At 71.8% G+C, this 19,629-nt stretch carries 21 protein-coding genes; 11 read left to right on the plus strand and 10 right to left on the minus strand.

Features of this window, described 5'->3' with window-relative positions:
* The first annotated feature begins 172 nt into the window (after positions 1-172).
* The 9 genes from BLQ63_RS10025 to BLQ63_RS10065 all read left to right on the plus strand — a co-directional run bounded on the left by BLQ63_RS10025 (position 173) and on the right by BLQ63_RS10065 (position 8,368).
* Entirely contained in the window at positions 173-1,834 is a 1,662-nt protein-coding gene (locus BLQ63_RS10025; RefSeq protein ID WP_091032850.1) for a peptide chain release factor 3, read from the plus strand.
* Positions 1,834-2,703 carry a 16S rRNA (adenine(1518)-N(6)/adenine(1519)-N(6))-dimethyltransferase RsmA gene (gene rsmA, locus BLQ63_RS10030; protein WP_091032856.1) on the plus strand — a complete coding sequence of 290 codons (870 nt, stop codon included), beginning with the start codon at positions 1,834-1,836 and terminating at the stop codon, positions 2,701-2,703. Before BLQ63_RS10025 ends, rsmA begins: the two co-directional genes overlap by 1 nt.
* A complete protein-coding gene (locus tag BLQ63_RS10035) occupies positions 2,704-3,636 on the plus strand; it encodes a 4-(cytidine 5'-diphospho)-2-C-methyl-D-erythritol kinase (protein ID WP_091032861.1) in 933 nt (310 codons plus the stop codon).
* Positions 3,637-3,890: 254 nt separating this feature from the next.
* Complete coding sequence (locus tag BLQ63_RS10040; protein ID WP_177154865.1) at positions 3,891-4,316, plus strand: YbaB/EbfC family nucleoid-associated protein; 426 nt, start codon at positions 3,891-3,893, stop codon at positions 4,314-4,316.
* The gene (locus BLQ63_RS10045; protein WP_091032867.1) at positions 4,313-4,645 is read left to right on the plus strand and encodes a hypothetical protein; all 333 of its coding nucleotides are present in this window, start codon (positions 4,313-4,315) and stop codon (positions 4,643-4,645) included. Before BLQ63_RS10040 ends, BLQ63_RS10045 begins: the two co-directional genes overlap by 4 nt.
* A complete protein-coding gene (locus BLQ63_RS28355) occupies positions 4,642-6,351 on the plus strand; it encodes a methyl-accepting chemotaxis protein (RefSeq protein WP_091032871.1) in 1,710 nt (569 codons plus the stop codon). Before BLQ63_RS10045 ends, BLQ63_RS28355 begins: the two co-directional genes overlap by 4 nt.
* A gap of 220 nt (positions 6,352-6,571) precedes the next feature.
* Entirely contained in the window at positions 6,572-6,898 is a 327-nt protein-coding gene (locus BLQ63_RS10055) for a YbaB/EbfC family nucleoid-associated protein (RefSeq protein WP_177154866.1), read from the plus strand.
* Between the two features lie 4 nt (positions 6,899-6,902).
* The gene (locus BLQ63_RS10060) at positions 6,903-7,235 is read left to right on the plus strand and encodes a hypothetical protein (protein ID WP_091032879.1); all 333 of its coding nucleotides are present in this window, start codon (positions 6,903-6,905) and stop codon (positions 7,233-7,235) included.
* Positions 7,232-8,368 carry a hypothetical protein gene (locus BLQ63_RS10065; RefSeq protein ID WP_091032884.1) on the plus strand — a complete coding sequence of 379 codons (1,137 nt, stop codon included), beginning with the start codon at positions 7,232-7,234 and terminating at the stop codon, positions 8,366-8,368. The genes BLQ63_RS10060 and BLQ63_RS10065 overlap by 4 nt, the downstream gene beginning before the upstream one ends.
* A 29-nt stretch (positions 8,369-8,397) precedes the next feature.
* On the opposite strand, the gene BLQ63_RS10070 is transcribed toward BLQ63_RS10065, so the two are convergent.
* The 7 genes from BLQ63_RS10070 to BLQ63_RS10100 all read right to left on the minus strand — a co-directional run bounded on the left by BLQ63_RS10070 (position 8,398) and on the right by BLQ63_RS10100 (position 15,702).
* Positions 8,398-9,159, minus strand: coding sequence for a type III pantothenate kinase (locus BLQ63_RS10070; RefSeq protein ID WP_091032888.1), 762 nt, complete (start codon positions 9,157-9,159; stop codon positions 8,398-8,400).
* 2 nt (positions 9,160-9,161) lie between these two features.
* Entirely contained in the window at positions 9,162-10,061 is a 900-nt protein-coding gene (gene nadC / locus BLQ63_RS10075; RefSeq protein WP_091032891.1) for a carboxylating nicotinate-nucleotide diphosphorylase, read from the minus strand.
* Positions 10,058-11,851, minus strand: a complete 1,794-nt coding sequence (locus BLQ63_RS29200) for an L-aspartate oxidase (RefSeq protein ID WP_143014836.1) — start codon at positions 11,849-11,851, stop codon at positions 10,058-10,060. The genes nadC and BLQ63_RS29200 overlap by 4 nt, the downstream gene beginning before the upstream one ends.
* A gap of 200 nt (positions 11,852-12,051) precedes the next feature.
* The gene (locus BLQ63_RS10085) at positions 12,052-13,533 is read right to left on the minus strand and encodes a S10 family peptidase (protein WP_091032895.1); all 1,482 of its coding nucleotides are present in this window, start codon (positions 13,531-13,533) and stop codon (positions 12,052-12,054) included.
* An 11-nt stretch (positions 13,534-13,544) separates the two neighbouring features.
* Positions 13,545-13,967, minus strand: coding sequence for an aspartate 1-decarboxylase (panD, locus tag BLQ63_RS10090; protein WP_091032898.1), 423 nt, complete (start codon positions 13,965-13,967; stop codon positions 13,545-13,547).
* Positions 13,964-14,806: a pantoate--beta-alanine ligase gene (panC, locus tag BLQ63_RS10095; RefSeq protein WP_091032901.1), complete on the minus strand. Its 843-nt coding sequence runs from the start codon at positions 14,804-14,806 to the stop codon at positions 13,964-13,966. Before panC ends, panD begins: the two co-directional genes overlap by 4 nt.
* Positions 14,803-15,702, minus strand: coding sequence for a Rossmann-like and DUF2520 domain-containing protein (locus BLQ63_RS10100; protein ID WP_091032907.1), 900 nt, complete (start codon positions 15,700-15,702; stop codon positions 14,803-14,805). Before BLQ63_RS10100 ends, panC begins: the two co-directional genes overlap by 4 nt.
* Positions 15,703-15,829: 127 nt before the next feature.
* Here BLQ63_RS10100 and BLQ63_RS10105 point away from each other — a divergent pair, with 127 nt between their 5' ends.
* Entirely contained in the window at positions 15,830-16,756 is a 927-nt protein-coding gene (locus BLQ63_RS10105; RefSeq protein WP_091032911.1) for an SAM-dependent methyltransferase, read from the plus strand.
* Here BLQ63_RS10105 and BLQ63_RS10110 read toward each other — a convergent pair whose 3' ends face one another.
* On the minus strand, positions 16,757-17,620 hold the full coding sequence (locus BLQ63_RS10110; protein ID WP_143014837.1) for a hypothetical protein: 864 nt from the start codon (positions 17,618-17,620) through the stop codon (positions 16,757-16,759). It abuts the gene before it with no gap.
* Positions 17,621-17,682: 62 nt separating this feature from the next.
* On the minus strand, positions 17,683-18,618 hold the full coding sequence (locus BLQ63_RS10115) for an AraC family transcriptional regulator (RefSeq protein ID WP_091032919.1): 936 nt from the start codon (positions 18,616-18,618) through the stop codon (positions 17,683-17,685).
* Positions 18,619-18,726: 108 nt separating this feature from the next.
* Here BLQ63_RS10115 and BLQ63_RS10120 point away from each other — a divergent pair, with 108 nt between their 5' ends.
* Entirely contained in the window at positions 18,727-19,377 is a 651-nt protein-coding gene (locus tag BLQ63_RS10120) for an NAD(P)H oxidoreductase (RefSeq protein WP_091032924.1), read from the plus strand.
* 45 nt (positions 19,378-19,422) lie between these two features.
* On the opposite strand, the gene BLQ63_RS28360 is transcribed toward BLQ63_RS10120, so the two are convergent.
* On the minus strand, positions 19,423-19,578 hold the full coding sequence (locus tag BLQ63_RS28360; protein ID WP_177154867.1) for a hypothetical protein: 156 nt from the start codon (positions 19,576-19,578) through the stop codon (positions 19,423-19,425).
* Between the last annotated feature and the right edge of the window lie 51 nt (positions 19,579-19,629).

Consider the following 19,629-nt stretch of genomic DNA (forward strand, 5'->3'; position numbering starts at 1 on the left):
ACGGGGTTCACCCGAAGGCGTGAAACCCGGGGACGGCGGCGCGTGCGGCCCGGGTCGCGCCGCGGGGCGCCCGCCCGCGCGGGCGCACGGGTCGTGTCGCTGTTCACGGCTATTGTTGAAGGTCGGGCCCGCTCCGTCCGACGACGCTGATACGCAGAACCTTGAGGAACCCATGTCCAGCCACATCGCGGCCGAGGCCGCGCGCCGCCGCACCTTCGCGGTGATCTCCCACCCCGACGCCGGAAAGTCGACGATCACCGAGGCCCTGGCGCTGTACGGCCGCGCCATCTCCTCGGCCGGCGCCGTCCACGGCAAGGGCGACCGCAAGGGCGTGGTCTCCGACTGGATGTCCATGGAGCAGGACCGCGGCATCTCCATCACCTCCGCGGCGCTCCAGTTCGAATACCGCGACTGCGTCGTGAACCTCCTCGACACCCCCGGCCACGCCGACTTCTCCGAGGACACCTACCGCGTCCTCACCGCCGTCGACGCCGCCGTCATGCTCCTGGACGCCGCCAAGGGCCTGGAGCCGCAGACCCTCAAGCTCTTCGAGGTGTGCCGGGCCCGGCGCATCCCCGTCATCACCTTCGTCAACAAGTGGGACCGCCCCGCCAAGGACGCCCTGGAGCTCATCGAGGAGATCGAGACCCGCATCGGCATCAAGCCGACCCCGGTGACCTGGCCCGTCGGCGTCGGCGGCGAGTTCCGCGGCGTCATCGAGCGCGTCGGGTTCGTCGAGGGGGGCGAGGCGGACGGGAAGCGCGGCGAAGCGACCGGCGGACGCCGCCTCGCGGGCCCGCAGGTCCCCGGCATGGTCCGCTACGAGCGCTCCCCCGGCGGCCAGCAGCTGGCCGTCTCGGAGTTCCTCGACGAGGACGCCGCGCTGGCCGCGTTCGGCCCCGACTACGAGCGCGCCCGCGAGGAGTCCGAGCTGCTGTCGGCGGTCGAGGCCGACTTCGACCCGAAGACCTTCGAGGCCGGGCACACCACCCCGACCCTGTTCGGGGCCGCGCTCGTGCACTTCGGCGTGGGCCAGCTCCTGGACCTCCTCGTGGACATCGCGCCCTCGCCGTTCGCGCGCGAGGACGCCGCCGGGGCGCCGCGCGAACTGGAGACCGGCTTCTCGGGGTTCGTCTTCAAGTCCCAGGCGAACATGAACGCCTCCCATCGCGACCAGCTCGCGTTCATCCGCGTCTGCTCGGGCAAGTTCGAGCGCGGCATGCAGGTCACGCAGGCCCAGGGCGGGCGCACCATGTCCACCAAGTACGCGCAGACGCTCTTCGGGGCCTCGCGCGACACCGTCGAGGAGGCCTGGCCGGGCGACATCGTCGGCCTGGTCAACGCCACCGGCCTGTCCGTGGGCGACACGATCTACGCGGGCAGGTCCGTGGAGTACCCGCCGCTGCCGGCGTTCGCCCCCGAGCACTTCGGGGCCCTCCAGATGCACGACACGTCCAAGGCGAAGCGGTTCCGCCGCGGCATCGCACAGCTCGACGCCGAGGGCGTCGTGCAGGTCCTCTACTCCGAGCGCCGCGGCGAGGCCACGCCCGTGCTCGCCGCCGTCGGCCCCCTCCAGTTCGAGGTCACCGTCGCGCGCCTGGCCGCCGAGTTCGACGTCCCGGCCACCATCGACAACCTGCCCTACCAGCTCGCCCGCGTCACCGACGCCGAAGGCGCGGCCCGCCTGCGCACCTCCCCGGGCGTCGAGGTGTTCACCCGCCCGCGCGACGGCGCGCACCTGGTGGCCCTGCCGAACAAGTACCGGATCCAGACGCTCCTCAACGACCACCCGGGCCTGTCGCTCGAGCCGCTCCTGGCCGGGGGCCAGGGCTGATGGCGCGCCTGCTGACCTCGAGCGCCATCCGGTCCCTGTCACGGGGCCTGGCGATCTCGCCGACGAAGAAGTGGGGCCAGAACTTCGTCGTCGACGCCAACACGGTGCGCCGCATCGTCAAGGTCGCGAACCTCGACGCCGACGACGTCGTCATGGAGGTCGGCCCGGGCCTGGGCTCGCTCACCTTGGCGCTCATCGAGGTCGCCCGACACGTGATCGCCGTCGAGATCGACCCGAAACTCGCCCTCGCCCTGCCCACCACGGTCGCGCACCGCGCCCCCGAGGAGCACCGGCGGCTCACCGTCGTCGAGGCCGACGCCGCCCGCATCAAGCCCGAGCAGATGCCCGAGGCCCCCACGGCGCTCGTGGCGAACCTGCCCTACAACGTGGCCGTGCCCGTCGTCCTCCACGCCCTGGAGACCTTCCCGAGCCTGCGCAAGGGCCTCGTGATGGTCCAGGCCGAGGTCGGGGACCGGCTCACCGCCGGGCCGGGTTCCAAGATCTACGGCGTCCCCAGCGTCAAGATGGCCTGGTACGCCAAGTCGAGGCGCGCCGGGTCCGTGTCCGCGAAGGTGTTCTGGCCCGAGCCCAACGTCGCCAGCGGCCTGGTCGCCTTCGAGCGCATCGAGAGTCCGAAGGCGAACCGCGTCGAGGTCTTCGGCGCCGTCGACGCCGCGTTCGGCCAGCGGCGCAAGATGCTGCGCCAGTCGCTCAAGTCGTGGGCGGGCGAATCCGCGGACGCCGTGCTCGAACGCGCCGGGATCGAACCCACAAGGCGGGGTGAATCGTTGGACATAGCGGAGTTCGTCGCCCTCGCCGACGCCAAGGAGGCGCTGGGCGATGCCGCACCGCCACCGCAGGAGGCCTGAATGACCGGACAGACCGCACCAGCCCAGCCCGGGGCCGCGATCAGCGTCGACGTGCCCGCCAAGATCAACCCGCACCTGGGCGTCGGGGACCCCCGCGCCGACGGGTACCACGCGCTGTCCACCGTGTACCAGGCGATCAGCCTGCACGACACCGTCACCGCCGAGCGCCTGGGAGAGCCGGGCATCAAGCTCACCATCTCCGGCGAGGGCGCCGGAACGCTCCCCCACGACGAAACGAACCTCGCCCACAAGGCCGCGAAGCTCGTCGCCCTGTACGCCGGGATCGAGCCCGACGTGCGCCTGCACCTGAACAAGCGCATCCCCGTCGCCGGGGGCCTCGCGGGCGGCTCGGCGGACGCGGCCGGGGCGCTCATCGCGTGCGCGCGGCTGTGGGAGGTCGAGATCGGCGACGCCGAACTGCACCGGCTCGCGGCCGGGCTCGGCTCCGACGTCCCGTTCTGCCTCAAGGGCGGCACCGCGATCGGCACCGGGCGCGGCGAGGAGCTGACCCCCGTCGCGGCCAAGGGCGGCTGGCACTGGGTCGTGGCCACCACGGACACGCAGATCGCCACGCCCGAGTGCTACAAGGAGGTCGACCGGCTCCGCGAGGACGGCATCGGCCGCTACTCGTCGGACGTGAACGCGATCGTGCAGGCCTTCGAGCGCGGCGCGAGCGCCGACGAACTCGCCCGGCTCCTGGTCAACGACATGGAGGCCGCCGCGGTGAGCCTGCGCCCGCAGCTGGCCTCGCTCATGCACGGCGGCCTCGAAGAGAGCGCCCTCGCCGCGCACGTCTCCGGTTCGGGGCCGACGGTCCTGTTCCTGGCCACGGACGTCAAGCACGCCGTGGCCCTGGCCCGGCGCATCCGCATGCGGGGCGGCGCCCGGAGCGTCCACCTGGCGCACGGCCCGGTCGCCGGACCCGCCGCGTAGCCGCCCGGTTCCTCAGCCGCGCAGCCGTTCAGCGGCTCGACGGCGAAGGCTCGTAGACGCATCGTGTCGCAAGTGGACAGAACTTCCCGGTTCTGTCTACTTGCTACTCGAGCTTCCCGCTGCGTAGACAAATCGGCACATAAGTGCAGGTCGAGCCGTAGCGCCGTGATCACCGGACCGTGCACGTGGCACGGATCTGCCACACTGGAGTGACCATGCTCACCCCCCCCTGTGGCGATCCCCGAGGAGTCCACATGAGCGACACGCCCCTGCCCTCCACCGCGCCGAGCCCGGACGCCGAGCGCCCCGACGCGCGCACCGACCTGCGCGGCTACCTCGCCGACTTCGGGGCCCGGATGACCCGGCTCCAGGAGCGGGCCGCGGACTCCCAGGACCGCCTCGCCGCCGTCAGCGCCACCGGCGCCAGCTCCGGCGGCGAGGTCACCGTCACCGTCGGCGCCGGCGGCGCCCTCACCGACATCGCCTTCACCTCCGAAGTGCGTCGCACCAGCCCCGAATCCCTGTCCGACATGGTCAAAGAGGCCTACGGCAAGGCCGTCACCGCCGCCTCGGCGCAGTCCACCGCGGCCGTCACCGGCCTCCTCGGCGAGGGCACGCCCGCACTCGCCGACTTCGAAGCGTCGCTGCGGCGGCGCACCGGGGGCGGTGAGGAGCAGTGAGCGGCGGCTGGGACGTCTTCCTCGAGCCGATCGCGGAGCTCATCGCCGCCACCCGCGGCGACGTCGCCCACCCGCTCAAGGAGATCGCGCAGCGCGCCGCCTCCGCCGAACTGGGCGACCAGAACGCGTTCAGCGAACTCCTGTCCGGGCAGGTCCCCGAGGCCGTCGAGCGGTTCGACACCGCCGCCGAGGGCGCGCTGCGGGCCGCCGCCGACTTCGCGGACGCCCTCGCCGAGGCCGTCGGGGCCTCCAGCCGGGCCTACGAGGACGCCGACCGCCGCGGCGCCGAGGAGCTGCTGCGGCTCACCGGGGAGCTGAGGTCGTCATGAGCTGGATCTCCGACATCGCCGGCGACGTCATCGGCGCCGCCGGGGACCTCGCCGAGGACGCGCTCGACGTCGCCGGCGACGCGGCCTCCGCGCTGGCCGACGGGATCGTCGCCACCGCCGAGGGCGCCTACGAGGTCGCCGAGAGCGTCTTCGACGGCGTCCAGTCCGTAGGCGACTTCATCGGCGAGTACCAGGACCTGCTGGGCATGGCCGTCAACCCCCTGGGGTACCTGTCCGGCGCGGTCGCCGGGTACATCGCCGGGAACATCGATTGGATCGAGGAGCCGATCGACCTGCTCCAAGGCGACACCGACCCGATCAAGACGTTCGTGGAGGAGTGGAAGGCCCTGTCCGACGAGCTCGCCGGGGTGGCCGCGATCCTCGCGGCCGGCTCGAAGAGCTCGGCGGACGTGTGGAAGGGCGACGCGGGCGAGCGGTACCGGAAGGTCGCCGGCGCGTTCGCGAAGCTCCTCACCAGGTCGGCCTCGTTGGCGCGCACCGCGGCCGACCGGATCAACACCATCGGCAACCTCGTCTCGGAGGCGCGCGGCGAGGTCGTCGAGATGGTCTTCGACTGCCTTGAGCGGTGCGTCCAGATCATGTGGATGGCGCTGGCCGCCAGCGTGTTCAGCCTGGGCGGGTCGATCGCGGCGGGCATCGCCATGATCGTGCAGGAGGCCGCGGGCTGCATCCGGGAGGTCGAGCAGCGCCTGGAGCGCCTCGACACCGACGTGAGCGCGGCCCTCGAAGGCCTCGCCGAGGTCGAGGCCGCGTTCGGGCAGATCCAGCAGACCCTGGCGCAGTCGGCCCAGAACGTCCGCAACCCGCGGGCGACGGCGCCGACGCCGGTGTCGGGCAGGCGGCCCCGCGGGAGCAGGCTCCCCGCAGCGCCGAAGCGGCGCACCCCGGACTCGGACCCCTACCGGCCCGGCGCGGACGGCGCCGGACCGGGATCGGTCGGCGACCACGCGGGCGGCGGCCCCGCCGGGGGCGGGCCCTCCGGCGGAGGCGGCCCGTCGGGCGGCGGCGGACCCTCGGGAGGCGGCGGAGGCGGCGGCCCCGAGGAGCCGACCGAGGAGGAGCCCGCCGAGGACAAGCCGAAGAAAGACGACCCCCAGACCGGCGTGACCGACCTGCCGGACGGCTCGAAGGTCCTGCACCCCTACCTGGTCGCGTCGATCCCCGACGCGCTGTGGGCGGCCATGGCCCAGAACATCCCGCGCGAGATGTGGGAGGCGATGGCCGCCGACCCCGACGCGATCCCGCCCGAACTCGCCAAGTACGCACCCGACGACCTCAGGAAGCAGTTCCCCAGCAACGACCCCGAATGGGAAGCGCCCGTGGGCGAGGACGGCCGACCCAAACCCATCGGGGCGACCCTGCCGCCCGACCTCGTCCAGCACCTGACGCCCGAGATCCGCCAGATCATCGACGGCTTCGACATGAAGGCGGGCGAAGAGGCCTGGGAGCAGGAGCACCTCACCGAGGAGCAGCGGCTGCGCGACGACCTCGCCGAGGCGACCACGCCCGAGGAGAAGGTCGCGATCCTGGAACGGCTCGACCAGATCCACGAGGACGAGGAGTCCCAGTGGCGCGCGACCGAATCGCGCGAGCGGGCCGAACGCGCCGCCGAGGACTTCAGCGAGACGGCGGGAAGGCTCGCCGAGGAGGTCCGGCAGACCTTCGGCCCGGCCACGCCCCTGTAGCGCCCCACTGGGCCCGTTGCGGCGCAGCAGTGCGCCGCAACGGGTCCGAACACGCGCGGAAGGTGACGCCGCACCATCTTGGACACTTCGGCGCCTTCTGGGAGGGGCGCAAAATGCACCGACTTTTAACCATGGGTGGATACGTTCACGCCGTCGCATGCCCGTTTCCAGAAAGGCGCGTGGAACCATGCCCTCCGTGTTCGAAGATCCAGAAGGATTCATGCGGGATTTCGAGAGCCGCATCACCACCATGGTCGAGAAGGCGTCCTCCCTGGACGAGGCGCTGGGGGCGGCCACCGCCACCGCCAGATCCGCGGACGGCGAGGTGCGCGTCACCGTCGGCCTCGGCGGCGCCCTCCAGGAGATCCACCTCAGCAGCAAGTCGCAGACCCTGACCCCCAGGACCCTCGCCGCCATGATCAAGGAGACCTACGACCAGGCGGCGCTCCAAGCCGGCAACAACTCCACCCGGGCGCTCGCCGACGTGTTCGGCGAGGACAGCGAGATCGTCCAGCAGGTCAAAGCGAACCGTCCGCCCGAGGAGTAGCCGCGTGCAGAACAACAACGACATCCCCTCCGCGGACGCGTTCGAGGCCCACGCCGAAGGCATCAAGACCAAGGTGACCGACCGCGTCTCGCAGGCCTTCGACGCCGCACAGCAGAAGGGCTTCGGCGACCTCCTCGACTTCGGCATCGTCAACCTGCCCTTCGCGGGCGGCGCCGCCGACCTGGCGAACAAGGCCACCGCGGCCATCGGCAGCGCCCGCGAGGGCACCGAAGAGCTCGCCGCCCAGATCAAGGAGACCGGCGCGGCCTACCACGACAACGACGGCGCGGTCGCGGCCGAGTTCAACAGGTTCACCAGCGAGACGGAGCAGCAATGAACGACCTCATCGTCGACCCCAACAAGGCCGTCCCCGGCGCCGACAACTTCGCCGGCGCGAAGGCCCTGCACAGCGCGCAGCTCCTCGCGAACTCCGAGACCGACCTGGAGAAGGGCCTCAACGGCACGGTCATGGCGCTCGACGTTCTCGGCATGGTCCTCAACCCGCTCATGGGGTTCATGAAGGCCGGCGTCGGATTCCTCATCGAACACGTCGGACCGCTCCGCGACTTCCTCGAACTCCTGGCCGGCGACCCCACCTCCATCAACGCCACCAAGGACACCTGGAAGAACATCGAGGCCGCCCTGGACCAGGCCGCCACCGACCTGATCGGCGACGCGGGCGCGGTGGCCGACTGGACCGGCGACGCCGCCGACGCCTACCGGGACCGGATCACCGACTTCGAGGCCGCGATCCGGGCCGGAAGCTCCGCCTCGGGAAGCCTCGCGAAGTACATGGAGGTCATGGGCATCTGGACCGCGGTCACCCGCGCGCTGGTCCTGGAGCTCATCTGCGAGTTCGTGTCCCGCGCCATCATGTACGCGCTCGCGGCGCTGGCGGCCTCGTGGTTCACCTTCGGCGGGTCGTTCGCGGCCATGGTCTCGGGGGTCATCGCCGACGCCCTGATCCTCATCGCCAAGATCTCGACGCACTTCGCCAAGCTCGGCAACGCCATGTCGAAGCTCGCGGGCCGGTTCCCCAAGCTCGCCGGCTCGCTCGACGACGCGGGCAAGGCGGTGTCGAACTTCGGCATGAAGGGGTACGTCAAGAGCGGCAAGGGGAACATCGCCTACAACAACAAGATGCTCGACCAGCAGGAAGCGGCGATCAACGCGGGCAAGAACGTCAAGGGGATCGGCGGCCGGATGCCGCACACGCAGGGCGCCAACCAGAAGACCATCTACGACACGCTGCGCAGCCCGTTCGGCTCCGGCAACATCCCCGGCACCGGCGCTCTCAAGCCGATCTACAAGGACAAGGTCATCCCGGAGTCGTCCTTCACCGGTGGCGGCAGAAGCGTCTCCGAGATCATCGGCGGCTACCCGATGACCGGTATCAAGGGCGGCATGAAGGGCACCCCCGCCGCGGTGCAGGACCCCCAGCCGCCGCAGGACAACCCGCCGCAGCAGTGACGGGGGCCGGATCCCCTGCCGCGCCTGGATCAGACGTTGCGGTCCCAGATGATCCTGAGGCCGTGCAGGGTGAGGTCCGGTTCGTAGTGGGTCACGGTCTCGCACTGCTCGATCACGACCGGTGCGAGGCCGCCGGTGGCGACCACCGCGGTCGGCTCGGCGCCCAGTTCGACGCCGATGCGCCGGACCAGGCCGTCGACCTGCGCGGCCGTGCCGTAGACCATGCCCGACTGGAGGCATTCGACGGTGTTCTTGCCGATCACGCTGCGCGGCTTGACGAGCGGGATCTTCAGCAGGTTCGCGGCCCGCGAGGCCAGGGCGTCGATGGAGATCTCGATGCCCGGCGCGAAGGCCCCGCCGAGGAAGTCGCCCGTCCCGGAGATCACGTCGATGTTCGTCGAGGTGCCGAAGTCCACGGTGATGCACGGCCCGCCGTAGAGCGCGAAGGCCGCCACGGTGTTCGCGATCCGGTCGGGCCCGGCCTCGCGCGGGTTGTCGATGCTCAGGCGCACACCGGTCTTGATGCCCGGCGCGATCTGCACCAGGTGCGCGTGCGGGTAGTACCGCTGCGCCATCTTGGACACTTCGGCGCCCTGCTGGGGCACGGTTGAGGACAGGGCGATCCCGCTCAGGTCGACCCCGTCGCCGTCGAGCAGGGCCCGGAACGTCAGGCCCAGTTCGTCGGCGGTCGCGTGCGGGTCGGTGCGGATGCGCCACGAGTGCTTCAGGGCCTCGCCCTCGAACACGGCCAGCACCGTGTTGGTGTTCCCGATGTCCACGCACAGCAGCACGACTACTCCTCGAAGTCCAGTCCGATGTCGAGAATGGGCGAGGAGTGCGTCAGCGCGCCGACCGAGAGGTAGTCGACGCCGGTGGCCGCGTAGTCCACCGCGGTGTCGAGGGTGATCGTGCCGGTCGCCTCCAGTTCGGCCCGGTCGCCGACGGCCTCCACGACCTCGCCGAGCTCCTTGGGGCTCATGTTGTCGCACAGGAGGAACAGGGCCCCGGCGGCGACCGCTTCGAGCGCCTCCTCGAAGGTCTCGACCTCGACCTGGATGTCGATCTCGGGTTCGGCGGCGCGGACGGCGGCGTAGGCCTCGCTGATGGACCCGGCCGCCTCCTTGTGGTTGTCCTTGATCATCGCCACGTCGTACAGGCCCATGCGCTTGTTGTCGCCGCCGCCGCAGCGCACCGCGTACTTCTCGAACGCGCGCAGGCCCGGCGTGGTCTTGCGCGTGTCCAGGACGGTGGTGTGCCAGTCGGCGAGGACGTCGGCGAAGCGGCGGGTGTGGGTGGCGACCCCGCACATGCGGCACAGCAGGTTCAGGGCGGTGCGCTCGGCGGCCAGGAGGGAGCGGGTGGGGCCGGTGACGCGGGCGAGTACCTGCCCGGCGCGGATGCGCGCGCCCTCCTTCGCGAGGTACGTGAAGTCGACGTCGCCGGGCATCGCGTGGAAGACCGCGTGCGCCACCGGGAGTCCGGCCAGGAGGCCGTCGGCGCGGGCGGTGACGGCCACGGTGGACGTGTGCTCGGGGCCGAAGATCGACTCGGAGGTGACGTCGCGGCGCTCGTGCGAGAGGTCCTCGTCGAGGTAGTCCTGGACGGCGACGTACACGTCCTCGGGGTCGAGGCGGCAGGCGAGCAGCCGCTCGTCCAGTCCGGCCCCGCCGGGATGTTCGGCGAATCGGCTCATGCTGTGGGCTCCCAAGTGGTCTCGAGCTCCCCGTCGGAGCTGATGGAAAGTCGCAGGTGCCCGAGCCAGGCGTCGCTCGCGTCGGGGTGGTCCTCGCGCCAGTGGCTGCCTCGGGTCTCGCGCCGCCGGTGGGCGGCGGCGGTGACGGCGGCCGCGACGGTGAGCAGGTTCGTGGCCTCCCATGTGGCCGGTCGCGGACGTCCGGACACATTGTCCCCCAAAGCCGTCAGCGACGCAGCGGTGGCCTCCAGTGACGCAGCGGAGCGCAGGACGCCGGCGCCGGCGGTCATGGCCTCCTGGAGGGGGGCGCGGGAGGTCGTGGAGCAGACGTCGCCTTCGCCTTCGGGCGCTTCGGGAACGCCCGGGCCGGGCTTGCGCTCGGCGAGGTCGTCGGCGATCCGCTGGGCGAACACGAGCGCTTCGACCAGGGAGTTCGAGGCGAGGCGGTTGGCACCGTGCAGGCCCGTGCAGGCGGCCTCCCCGGCGGCGTAGAGGCCCGGGACGTCGGTGCGCCCGAACAGGTCGGTGCGCACGCCGCCGGAGGAGTAGTGGGCGGCGGGGGCGACGGGGATCAGGTCGGCCACCGGGTCGACGCCGATCGCCCGGCACGACGCGGTGACCGTCGGGAAGCGCTCTTCGAGCATCCGGCGGCCCAGATGGCGGGCGTCGAGCCACATGTGCGGCTTGCCCTCCGCGATCATCCTGGCGGTGATGGCCTTGGCGACGACGTCCCGCGGGGCGAGCTCGGCGAGGTCGTGGACGCCGGTCATGAACCGGTCGCCGGAGAAGTCGAGGAGGTGCGCGCCCTCGCCGCGGATCGCCTCGGTGATGAGCGGCTGCCGGTCCCCGCCTGCGGCGGCGGTCACACCGGCGGCCGCGCCGGATTGTCGTACCTCCCGGATACCGTCGGAGTCCAGTTCGGAGCCCCCGGCCTCGGAGCCGCCGCCGGGGCCGGGGGTCCCGGGCGCGCCGAAGCGCAGGGCGCCTGCGGCGCCGACGTACAGCGACGTCGGGTGGAACTGGACGAATTCGAGATCGGTCACGGTCGCACCGGCCCGCAGGGCCAGCGCCACGCCGTCGCCGATGGACACCGAGGGGTTGGTGGTCGACTGGAAGATCTGGCCGAGACCGCCCGTGGCGAGCACGACCGCGCGGGCCTCGACGCCGCCGACGCCGTACTCGACGCCTTCGCCGAGCACGTGCAGGCTCACCCCGGCCGCATGGCCGCGTGAGTCGGTGAGCAGGTCGAGGACCATGGCGTTCTCGATGATGCGGATCCACGGGTCGCGCAGGACCGCCGCGTGCAGGGCCCGCTGGATCTCGGCGCCGGTGGCGTCGCCGCCGGCGTGCACGATGCGCCGGGCCCGGTGGCCGCCTTCGCGGGTGAGCTGCAGCGAGCCGTCGGGGTCGCGGTCGAACTCGGTGCCGAGGTGGATGAGGTCGCTGACGCGCGCGGGGCCCTCGGTGACGGTGACGTCGACCGCGGCCGGGTCGCACAGGCCGACCCCGGCGACCAGGGTGTCGCGGGCGTGGGCCTCGGGGGTGTCGTGGGGGTCGAGGACGGCGGCGACGCCGCCCTGGGCCCAGCGGGTGGAGCCGTCGTCGATGTGGACCTTCGTGACGACGGTGACGTGGAATCCGGCCCGGCGCAGGTTGAGGGCGCAGGTGAGGCCGGCGACACCGGAGCCGATGACGCACACGTCGGTGGTCTCGGTCCAGGACGGCGCCTCGGCCCGCAGCCGCCGCGGCAGTCGCGGCAGGTGCGGCAGTGGCTCGAATGCGGGTGGCAAGTGCCCGTGGCCCTTCTAGCCCGCGGGCCCCGGTCGCCCGGGGTCCCGCTCGGTGGGTGCGCCGCAGCGGCGCGGTGCGGTCGGGTCAACTGTGCCCGCCGGCGGCGCGCCGCCGCCAGTGCCGGTCCGGTGGCGCACCCGGGCCCGGACGGCACCGACGGCGGCGGCGTCCGGGCCCGGGTACGCGGAGGTCACGGTGTTCAGCCCCGGTTCGAGGCGCGCTGGACGAACGCGGCGAGGTCGGCGGACTGCTGGACGCGCGACTCGGGGTGCACGTACATCATGTGCCCGGCCGGGTAGGTCTTCGTCTCGATGCCCTCGCGGGCCTCGAGCGGGATCTCGAGGTGGTCGAGGGTGTACTCGATGGCCTCGACCGGGACGCCGCCGTCGTAGCGGCCCATGGCGATGTGGACGCGCATGTGCGGGTTCAGGCGCATGGCGTTGCCCAGCTTGCCGATGACGTCGACGGCCTCGCCTTCGAACTCCTTGTACGACCACGGGTGGACCGCGCGCGAGAGCCGCTCGTAGACATGGTCGTTCTCGTACTCGAGTTCGCTGCGCAGGTAGTGCTGGAGCGCGGCCGTGTAGGGCCCGTCGGTGCCGACCAGGAACGGGTCGTACGGCATCTGCTCGTACGTGTAGTGGTCGGCCGGGCCGGTGAAGCGGGTGTCGAGGCGGCCGGTGATCAGGCGCTTGTGCCGCAGGAGCTCCGCGTAGAAGCGGGTGTGCTCCAGGCGCAGGTTGGCACGGTCGACGTAGTCCTCGGAGACGCCCGTGAGCGCGGCGACCTTGGCGACGGCGGCGGCGCGCACCTCGGGGTCGAGGTTCTGGCCCTTGGCGAGGACGGAGCGGAACTCGTCGCCGTAGGCGCGGGCCTCGGCGACGAGGTCGTCGAGCTCGCGGTCGGGGTGGAGCCCGTGGTAGTGCGCGGTGGCCGCGTACAGCGGCAGGAACAGCGGGTCGGGCAGCTCCGAGCGCGTGGTGTGGTAGAGCGTCTCCATGTTGAACGCCGGGGCGATGAACATGACGCCGTTGAGCGCCAGGCCGAACCGAGTGAGGAGGTACTCGGCGATGCCGGCGCCGCGGGTGCCGCCGTAGGACTCGCCGATGAGGAACTTCGGCGAGAGCCAGCGGTTGTTGCGGGTCGTCCACAGCCGGATGATCTCGCTGACGGACTCGATGTCCTTGGTGAAGCCGTGGTAGTCGCGGGGGTTGCCGCCCTCGACGGCGCGCGACCAGCCGGTGGAGATCGGGTCGATGAAGACCAGGTCGGAGTGGCGCAGGAGGGTCTCCTCGTTGTCGAGGAGGCCGTACGGCGGCGGGGTGAGGTTCCCGGCGTCGCCGGAGTCGACGCGGCGCGGGCCGAGCAGGCCCATGTGCAGCCAGATCGAGGACGATCCGGGTCCGCCGTTGAAGGCGAAGGTGACCGGCCGCTCGGTGACGTCGGCGTCGTCGAGGGTGTAGTAGGTGATGGAGACCTCGGCCTTGGGTTTGCGGCCGTTGAACTTCTCGTCCTCGGTGACCTCCTCGTGGAACACGATGCGCCCGGTGGTGGCGGTGTAGGAGAGGTCCCCGACGGTGTGGCGGGTGGTCTTCAGGTCGTCGGCGGGCTCGGGCTTGTCGGCCTTCTTGCCCTCGTCGGTGCCTTTGTCCGCGGTCTCGTTCTTGGGTTCTTCGCTCATGAGTCTGTAACTTACCGCTCGGCTAGTGGCGATGCCACCGCGTTGCCCGCGGTGCCCGGCGCGGGGTGGGCCTTGTCGGCGTTGACCTCGATGATCTCGTTGCGCTCGTTCACATGGACGACCGTGGGGACGAACGCCCGCGCCTCGGCGTCCTCCATCTGCGCGTATGAGATGAGGATCACCAGATCGCCGGGGGCGACGAGGCGGGCGGCGGCGCCGTTGATGCCGATGACGCCCGATCCGCGCTCACCCGCGATCGTGTAGGTCTCCAGGCGGGCGCCGTTGGTGATGTCCACGATCGCGACCTGCTCGCCGTCGAGGATGTCGGCGGCGTCGAGCAGGTCCGCGTCCACGGTCACCGAGCCGACGTAGTGGAGGTCGGCCTGCGTGACATGGGCGCGGTGGATCTTGGACTTGAACATGGTCCGGATCATCGGGCGTCTCCAATTGCGGTGTCTCCCACGACAACGGGGGCGTTGTCGATCAAACGGGTGGTGCCGGCCCTCGCGGCGATGAGGAGCCTCGCGGGACCGGCGGCGGGGGCCTCGCCGAGGTCGGGGGCGCGGACGGCGACGTAGTCGACGTCCAGGGCCGGCTCGGCCCCGAGGATCCGCCGGGCGGCCGCGAGCGGGTCGGGCGAGGCCTGGGCGGCGCCGATCGCGGCCGGGATGGCCAGGGCGGCGGCGCGCTCGGCCTCCGAGAGGAACACGTTGCGGCTGGAGCGGGCCAGGCCGTCCGACTCGCGCACCGTCGGCACGCCCTCGACCGCGATGCCCAGGTCGAGGTCGGCGACCATGCGCCGGACCATCGCCAGCTGCTGGAAGTCCTTCTCCCCGAAGCACGCCGCGTCCGGCCGCGTCAGATGGAAGAGCTTCGCGACCACGGTGAGCACCCCGGTGAAGAACCCCGGGCGGGACGCGCCCTCCAGGACCTCCCCCAAGGGCCCGGCGTGGACCGAGGTGAGGCCCTCGCGCCCGTCGGGGTACATCTCGTTCACGCTCGGCGCGAACACCACGTCGGCGCCCTCGGCCTCGCACATCGCGAGGTCGGCGTCCAGGCTCCGCGGGTACGTGTCGAGGTCCTCGTTCGGACGGAACTGGAGCGGGTTGACGAACACCGTCACGACCACCGCGTCGGCGATCTCCTTCGCGCGGCGCAGCAGCGCGCGGTGGCCGTCGTGGAGGGCGCCCATGGTGGGCACCACCGCGACGCGGCCCGGCAGGCCCGCGCGGGCCTTCGCCAGATCCGCCTTCGTGTGGACGAGGATCGTCATCGGTCTTCCTCCGTGGAGCGTGCGAGGACCTCGAGCAGACCCTCGGCGTCGGAACTCTTGAGCCGGCCCGATTCCAGCGCCCGCTCGGCGGTGCGCCGGGCCAGCACCCGGTACGTCTCGGCGATGCCGGTGCCCGCCAGCGCCTCCAGATGGCGGGCCACGGTGCCGGCGTCGCCGCGCGAGACCGGCCCGGTCAAGGCGGCGTCGCCGTGGCGCAGGGCGTTGTCGAGCGACGCCGACACCAGCGGCGACATCAGCCGCTCGGGATTGGCGACGCCGATCGCGCGCAGCTGGTCGGCCGCGTCGTTCACCAGCGTCGTCACATGGTTGGCGGCGTAGACGAGTGCGGCGTGGTAGCGGGCCCGGTCGGCCTCGTCCACATGCTCGGGCTCCCCGCCCATCTCCAGGGCGAGGGCCTCGCCGACGAACCGGGCCTCGGCCTCGCCGGTGACCGCCCACGAGATCCCCTCGAGGCGCTGCAGGTCCTCGTCGCGGCCCGTGAACGTCATCGCGGGCGCCAGGGCGACCGTCAGCGCACCCGCGTCGCGCGCCGGGCGCAGCACCTCCGCGCCGAGCGCGCCGGAAGTGTGGACCCACAGCTGCCCGGGCCGCACCGGCAGCGATGCGGCGAGCGCGGCAATGGCGTCGTCGGGAACGGCGATGAGCAGCAGGTCCGCGGCGGCCGCGACATCGGGCGGCGCCAGGATCTCGGCCCCGGGAAGATGGCGGGCGGCGCGCTCGCGCGAGGCGTCGGAGACGGCCGAGGCGGCCACGACCCGGTGGCCGGCGCGGGTGAGCGCGGCCCCGACGACGGAGCCGACCCTGCCCGCGGAGACCACGCCGACGGCGAGACGGGAGGCGGGCCGCTGCGACGCGCCGCTGCGCTGCTGATCCATGGTGCTGATCCAGTCCTTCTCGAGGTACCGGTCGTTGCTTACGCGTTAATTGTGCGTCGCAGGATCGTGTCCGCCAGCCCGGGAGGCTCCGAGTGGCAATTCTCACTCGCGGTCTAGTGTCGGTCACATGACCGGGTTCGAGCCGTGGCGACCGGCGGTGGAGCGGGCCCTGTACGGGCCCGGCGGCTTCTACCGCCGCGAACTGCCGAGCCACCACTTCACCACCAGCGCGCGGGCCCCCGCCTTCGCCGACGCCGTCGCACGCCTCGCCGACGAGGTCGACGAACGGCTCGGCCGCCCCGAGGACTTCACGATCGTCGACGTGGGCGCGGGCGGCGGCGACCTCCTCGCCGGACTCGCGGGCCTGCTCGACGAACGCGTGCGCCTGGTCGCGGTCGAACTGCGCCCCCGGCCCCGCGGCCTGCCCGAGCGGATCGCATGGCGCCACGACCTCCCCGAACGGGTCGAAGGCCTCCTGATCGCCTGCGAACTGCTCGACAACGTCCCGTGCGACATCGCCGTGGTCGACGACGAGGGCCGCCTCCGCTACGAGGAGGTCGACCGCCGGGGCCGGACCCGCCCGGGCGCCGACGTCGGCGACGAGGACGCGAAATGGCTCGCCGAATGGTGGCCGATCCGCCACCCGGGCGAACGCGCCGAGATCGGCGCCCCCCGCGACGCCGTCTGGCGCGACCTGGCCGGGCGCGTGGCGCGCGGCACGGTCCTGGCGGTGGACTACGGGCACCTGAGGGAGGCGCGGCCCGCGGGGGGGACCATGACGGCGTTCCGCGACGGACGCGAGGTCCCGGCCGTCCCCGACGGCTCCTGCGACCTCACCGCGAACGTCGCGGTGGACGCGGTCGGCGCCGATCATCTGGAGTTGCAGGGGGAGGCCCTGCGGGCCCTGGGCGCGAGCGCGGAGCGGCCGCCGCTGGCGCTCGCCTACCGGGCCCCGACCGAGTACGCGATGGCGCTGGCGAGGGCCAGCGCCACCGCGAGGCTCCTGGACCCGGCGGGCCTGGGCGCGCACTGGTGGATGCGCACGGACCGCTGACTAGTACAGCTCCGCGGAATCGGCGACATAGGGCGCCTTCATGACCCAGTTCCGGAGCAGGTCGAGGTCGCTGCAGTTGAGGACTCGTTCCCGGTCGGCGTCGCTGACGGGGACTTCCCTGTCGTCGAGGAACGCCAGGATCGCTTCCGTCAGGGCTTCCGCACGAGCTTCGGCATGCGCTTCGCGGCGGGTCTCGGAGACGTATCCGTAGTTCATGGTCTTCATTATGTTCCTCCAAGTGTCCTGTGTACAACCTTCGCCGAGGCCGCCCTCGGTGAACTCGAACCAGTAGCTCGCGGTCGCCGGTTCGAGCCGGTCAAGTGCGTCCGCGAGGGGCCTGAGGGCCTTCTCGACATCGGGGTTGAGCCGGTGCGAAAGGAGCGCGAGGACGGTGAAGACCACGTCCTCGGCCGCCTGCTCGGGCTCGGTGATGAACGGCATGTTGTCGGGCCCGCACACGTACGGGAAGACCCGCATCGACGGGCGATCGGGCGGGCCGAGGGTGAGCGGCCCGCGGGCCCAACGGGCCGTACCCGCTTTCGGGGCCAGGACCATCAGGGCCGCCGGGATCTCGTACTTGTTCTCGAGGAAGCTGAGGTAGTAGGCCCAGCTTCGGACCTTTGACTCTTTCTTGTCGGTCTGCGGCTCGATGACGAGCAGCACATTGCCCGCGGCGGTCTTCGCCTTCAGCACGGTGTCGGCGCGGCGTTCGATGGCCTCGGTCGTCGTCAGATCGGTGTCGATGACGCTGACCTCCTCGATCTCGGGGAAGTCGGCGGCGAGCACGCGTCGCAGTGTGCGCGTGAACAGTCCGGGGTCGTCTCTGAAGATGCGGTGCATCGCTTCATGGGGGATCTTCGCCATGCCCTGAAGGTACGAGCGGCTACTCCCGTTGCACGGGAGGCGGAACGCGGGTCGTGTGTCGGCTATGCGGCAGTCGCGGCGTGGTCCTTGGCGTTGCGGAACTCGGTGGGGCTCAGGCCCTTCCGGCGTTTGAAGGCGTTGCTGAAGCCGAACTGGTCGGCGTAGCCCACGATGCGGGCCACTTGGGCCACAGTGCGTTCGGGGTCGGCCAGGAGTTCCTCGGCGAGGTCCATGCGCCATTCGGTGAGGTACGTCAGGGGCGGTTCGCCCATGATCTCGTTGAAGCGCTTGGCGAGCAGGGCCCGGGAGACCCCGGCCTCGCCCGCGAGGTCGGCGACGGTCCAAGGGGTGGCGGGCCGGGTGTGGATGGCCTCCAGCGCCGGCCCGGCGACCGGGTCGGCGAAACCGCGGTACCAGGCCGGGGCCTGCCCGCCCTGCTGGTCGAACCAGGTCCGGAGCGTGCACACCAGGCCCCAGTCGCAGAGCCGGTCGATGTAGGCCTGCGTGCCGGGCTTGCGGCCGGCGATGTCGCGGATGCAGGCCTCGAGCATGCCGCACAGCTCGTCGGCGTCCTCGACGACCAGCGCCGTGGGCAGGGCGCGCATGAGCCGTTCGTGGCGCCGCCCCGAGGCCCGGTAGGCGCTGACGAACAGGGAGGTCGTCTCCCCTTCCCCCGCAGCGGAATCCGGGGCGTCCATGGCGCACTCCTCGGGGTCGAAGCAGGTGAGCCAGTAGTCGAGGTGCGGCCGCTCCACGGAGGCGGCCCGGTCGGCCATGCGGAACGGCTCGTTCGAGCGGACCAGCGCGGTCTGCCCGGCCCGGACGGGGATCTCGCGGCCGTCGGCGAGCAGGAGGACGCCGCCGCCGCGCAGGACGGTGACCATCGTGAGCGGGGACCGGTCGTCGAAGCCGACCACCCAGGGGGCGCTCAGCACGACGTCGCTGAGGACCGCGCCTTCCGACCGGATGCCGTTGAGGAGTTCACTGAGCGGGTCCATGCCCCAATCGTAGACGCTCACGCATGAAGTCGAGCGCTGTGGCCATCGTTCGTCCACGGCTTCGCGGCTGTACTGGTCGTAACGCACCGCCACCGACCGGAGGACACCATGGCCCCCACCGCACTCGTCGTCGTCTCGCACCACCGCGCCGACTCGCTCACCGTCCACATCGGCGACGTGGTCGCCGCGCGCCTCAAGGAGGCCGGGTACGGGATCGACCTGCTCGACCTGCGGGCCGAGGGCTTCGACCCGCGCATGACCGAGGCCGACCAGCCCGACTGGAACGACCGCGACAAGGCCTACTCGCCCGAGGTCCGGGCGCACATGGAGCGCGTCCTGGCCGCCGACGTGATCGTCCCGGTCTTCCCGGTGTACTGGAACGGCGCCCCGGCGCTCCTGAAGGGATGGATCGACCGGGTCTGGAACTACGGCTTCGCCTACGGGCGCAGCAGACCGCGCCTGGCCGGGAAGCGGATGCTGTGGCTGGGCCTGGCCGGGACCTCCGAGGGGGACGACTACACCGCGTGGATGAACGAGACGCTCGACCGCGTACTGCGCGAGGGCATCTCGATCTACAACGGCATCACCGAATCGGCGGTGAGGGTCCTCTACGACGCGGAGGCCGAACAGCAGCACGTCGACGCGCACGGCGACTTCGTCAAGGGCGAGGTCCTCACCGGTGCGGCCCGCGAGGCGCACTACGCGGCGATGGACCGCCTGGCGGCCGGGCACGTGGCGGGGTTCCTCGGCCTGGACTGACGTCCGCGGGGCGGGCCCGGCCGGGCCCGCCCCGGCGCCGCGCCCTCACAGGCGCGCCAGGAGCCAGCCGAGGCCGGCCAGGAGCGCGATGAGGCCGAAGAACACGTAGATGGCCAGTTCGACCCAGTCGCTCGCCGACAGGCGCCTCCAGAAGCCCTTGCGGGGCCGCTCCGATCCGTTCGGGTCAGGGGTGTCGTTCATATGTCCAGCGTAAACAGTGGCCGCGAGCACCACCAGGGCGCAAATGGCTTT

Origin of the sequence: Glycomyces harbinensis, assembly GCF_900101745.1 — a bacterium.
GTDB classification, from domain to species: domain Bacteria; phylum Actinomycetota; class Actinomycetes; order Mycobacteriales; family Micromonosporaceae; genus Glycomyces; species Glycomyces harbinensis.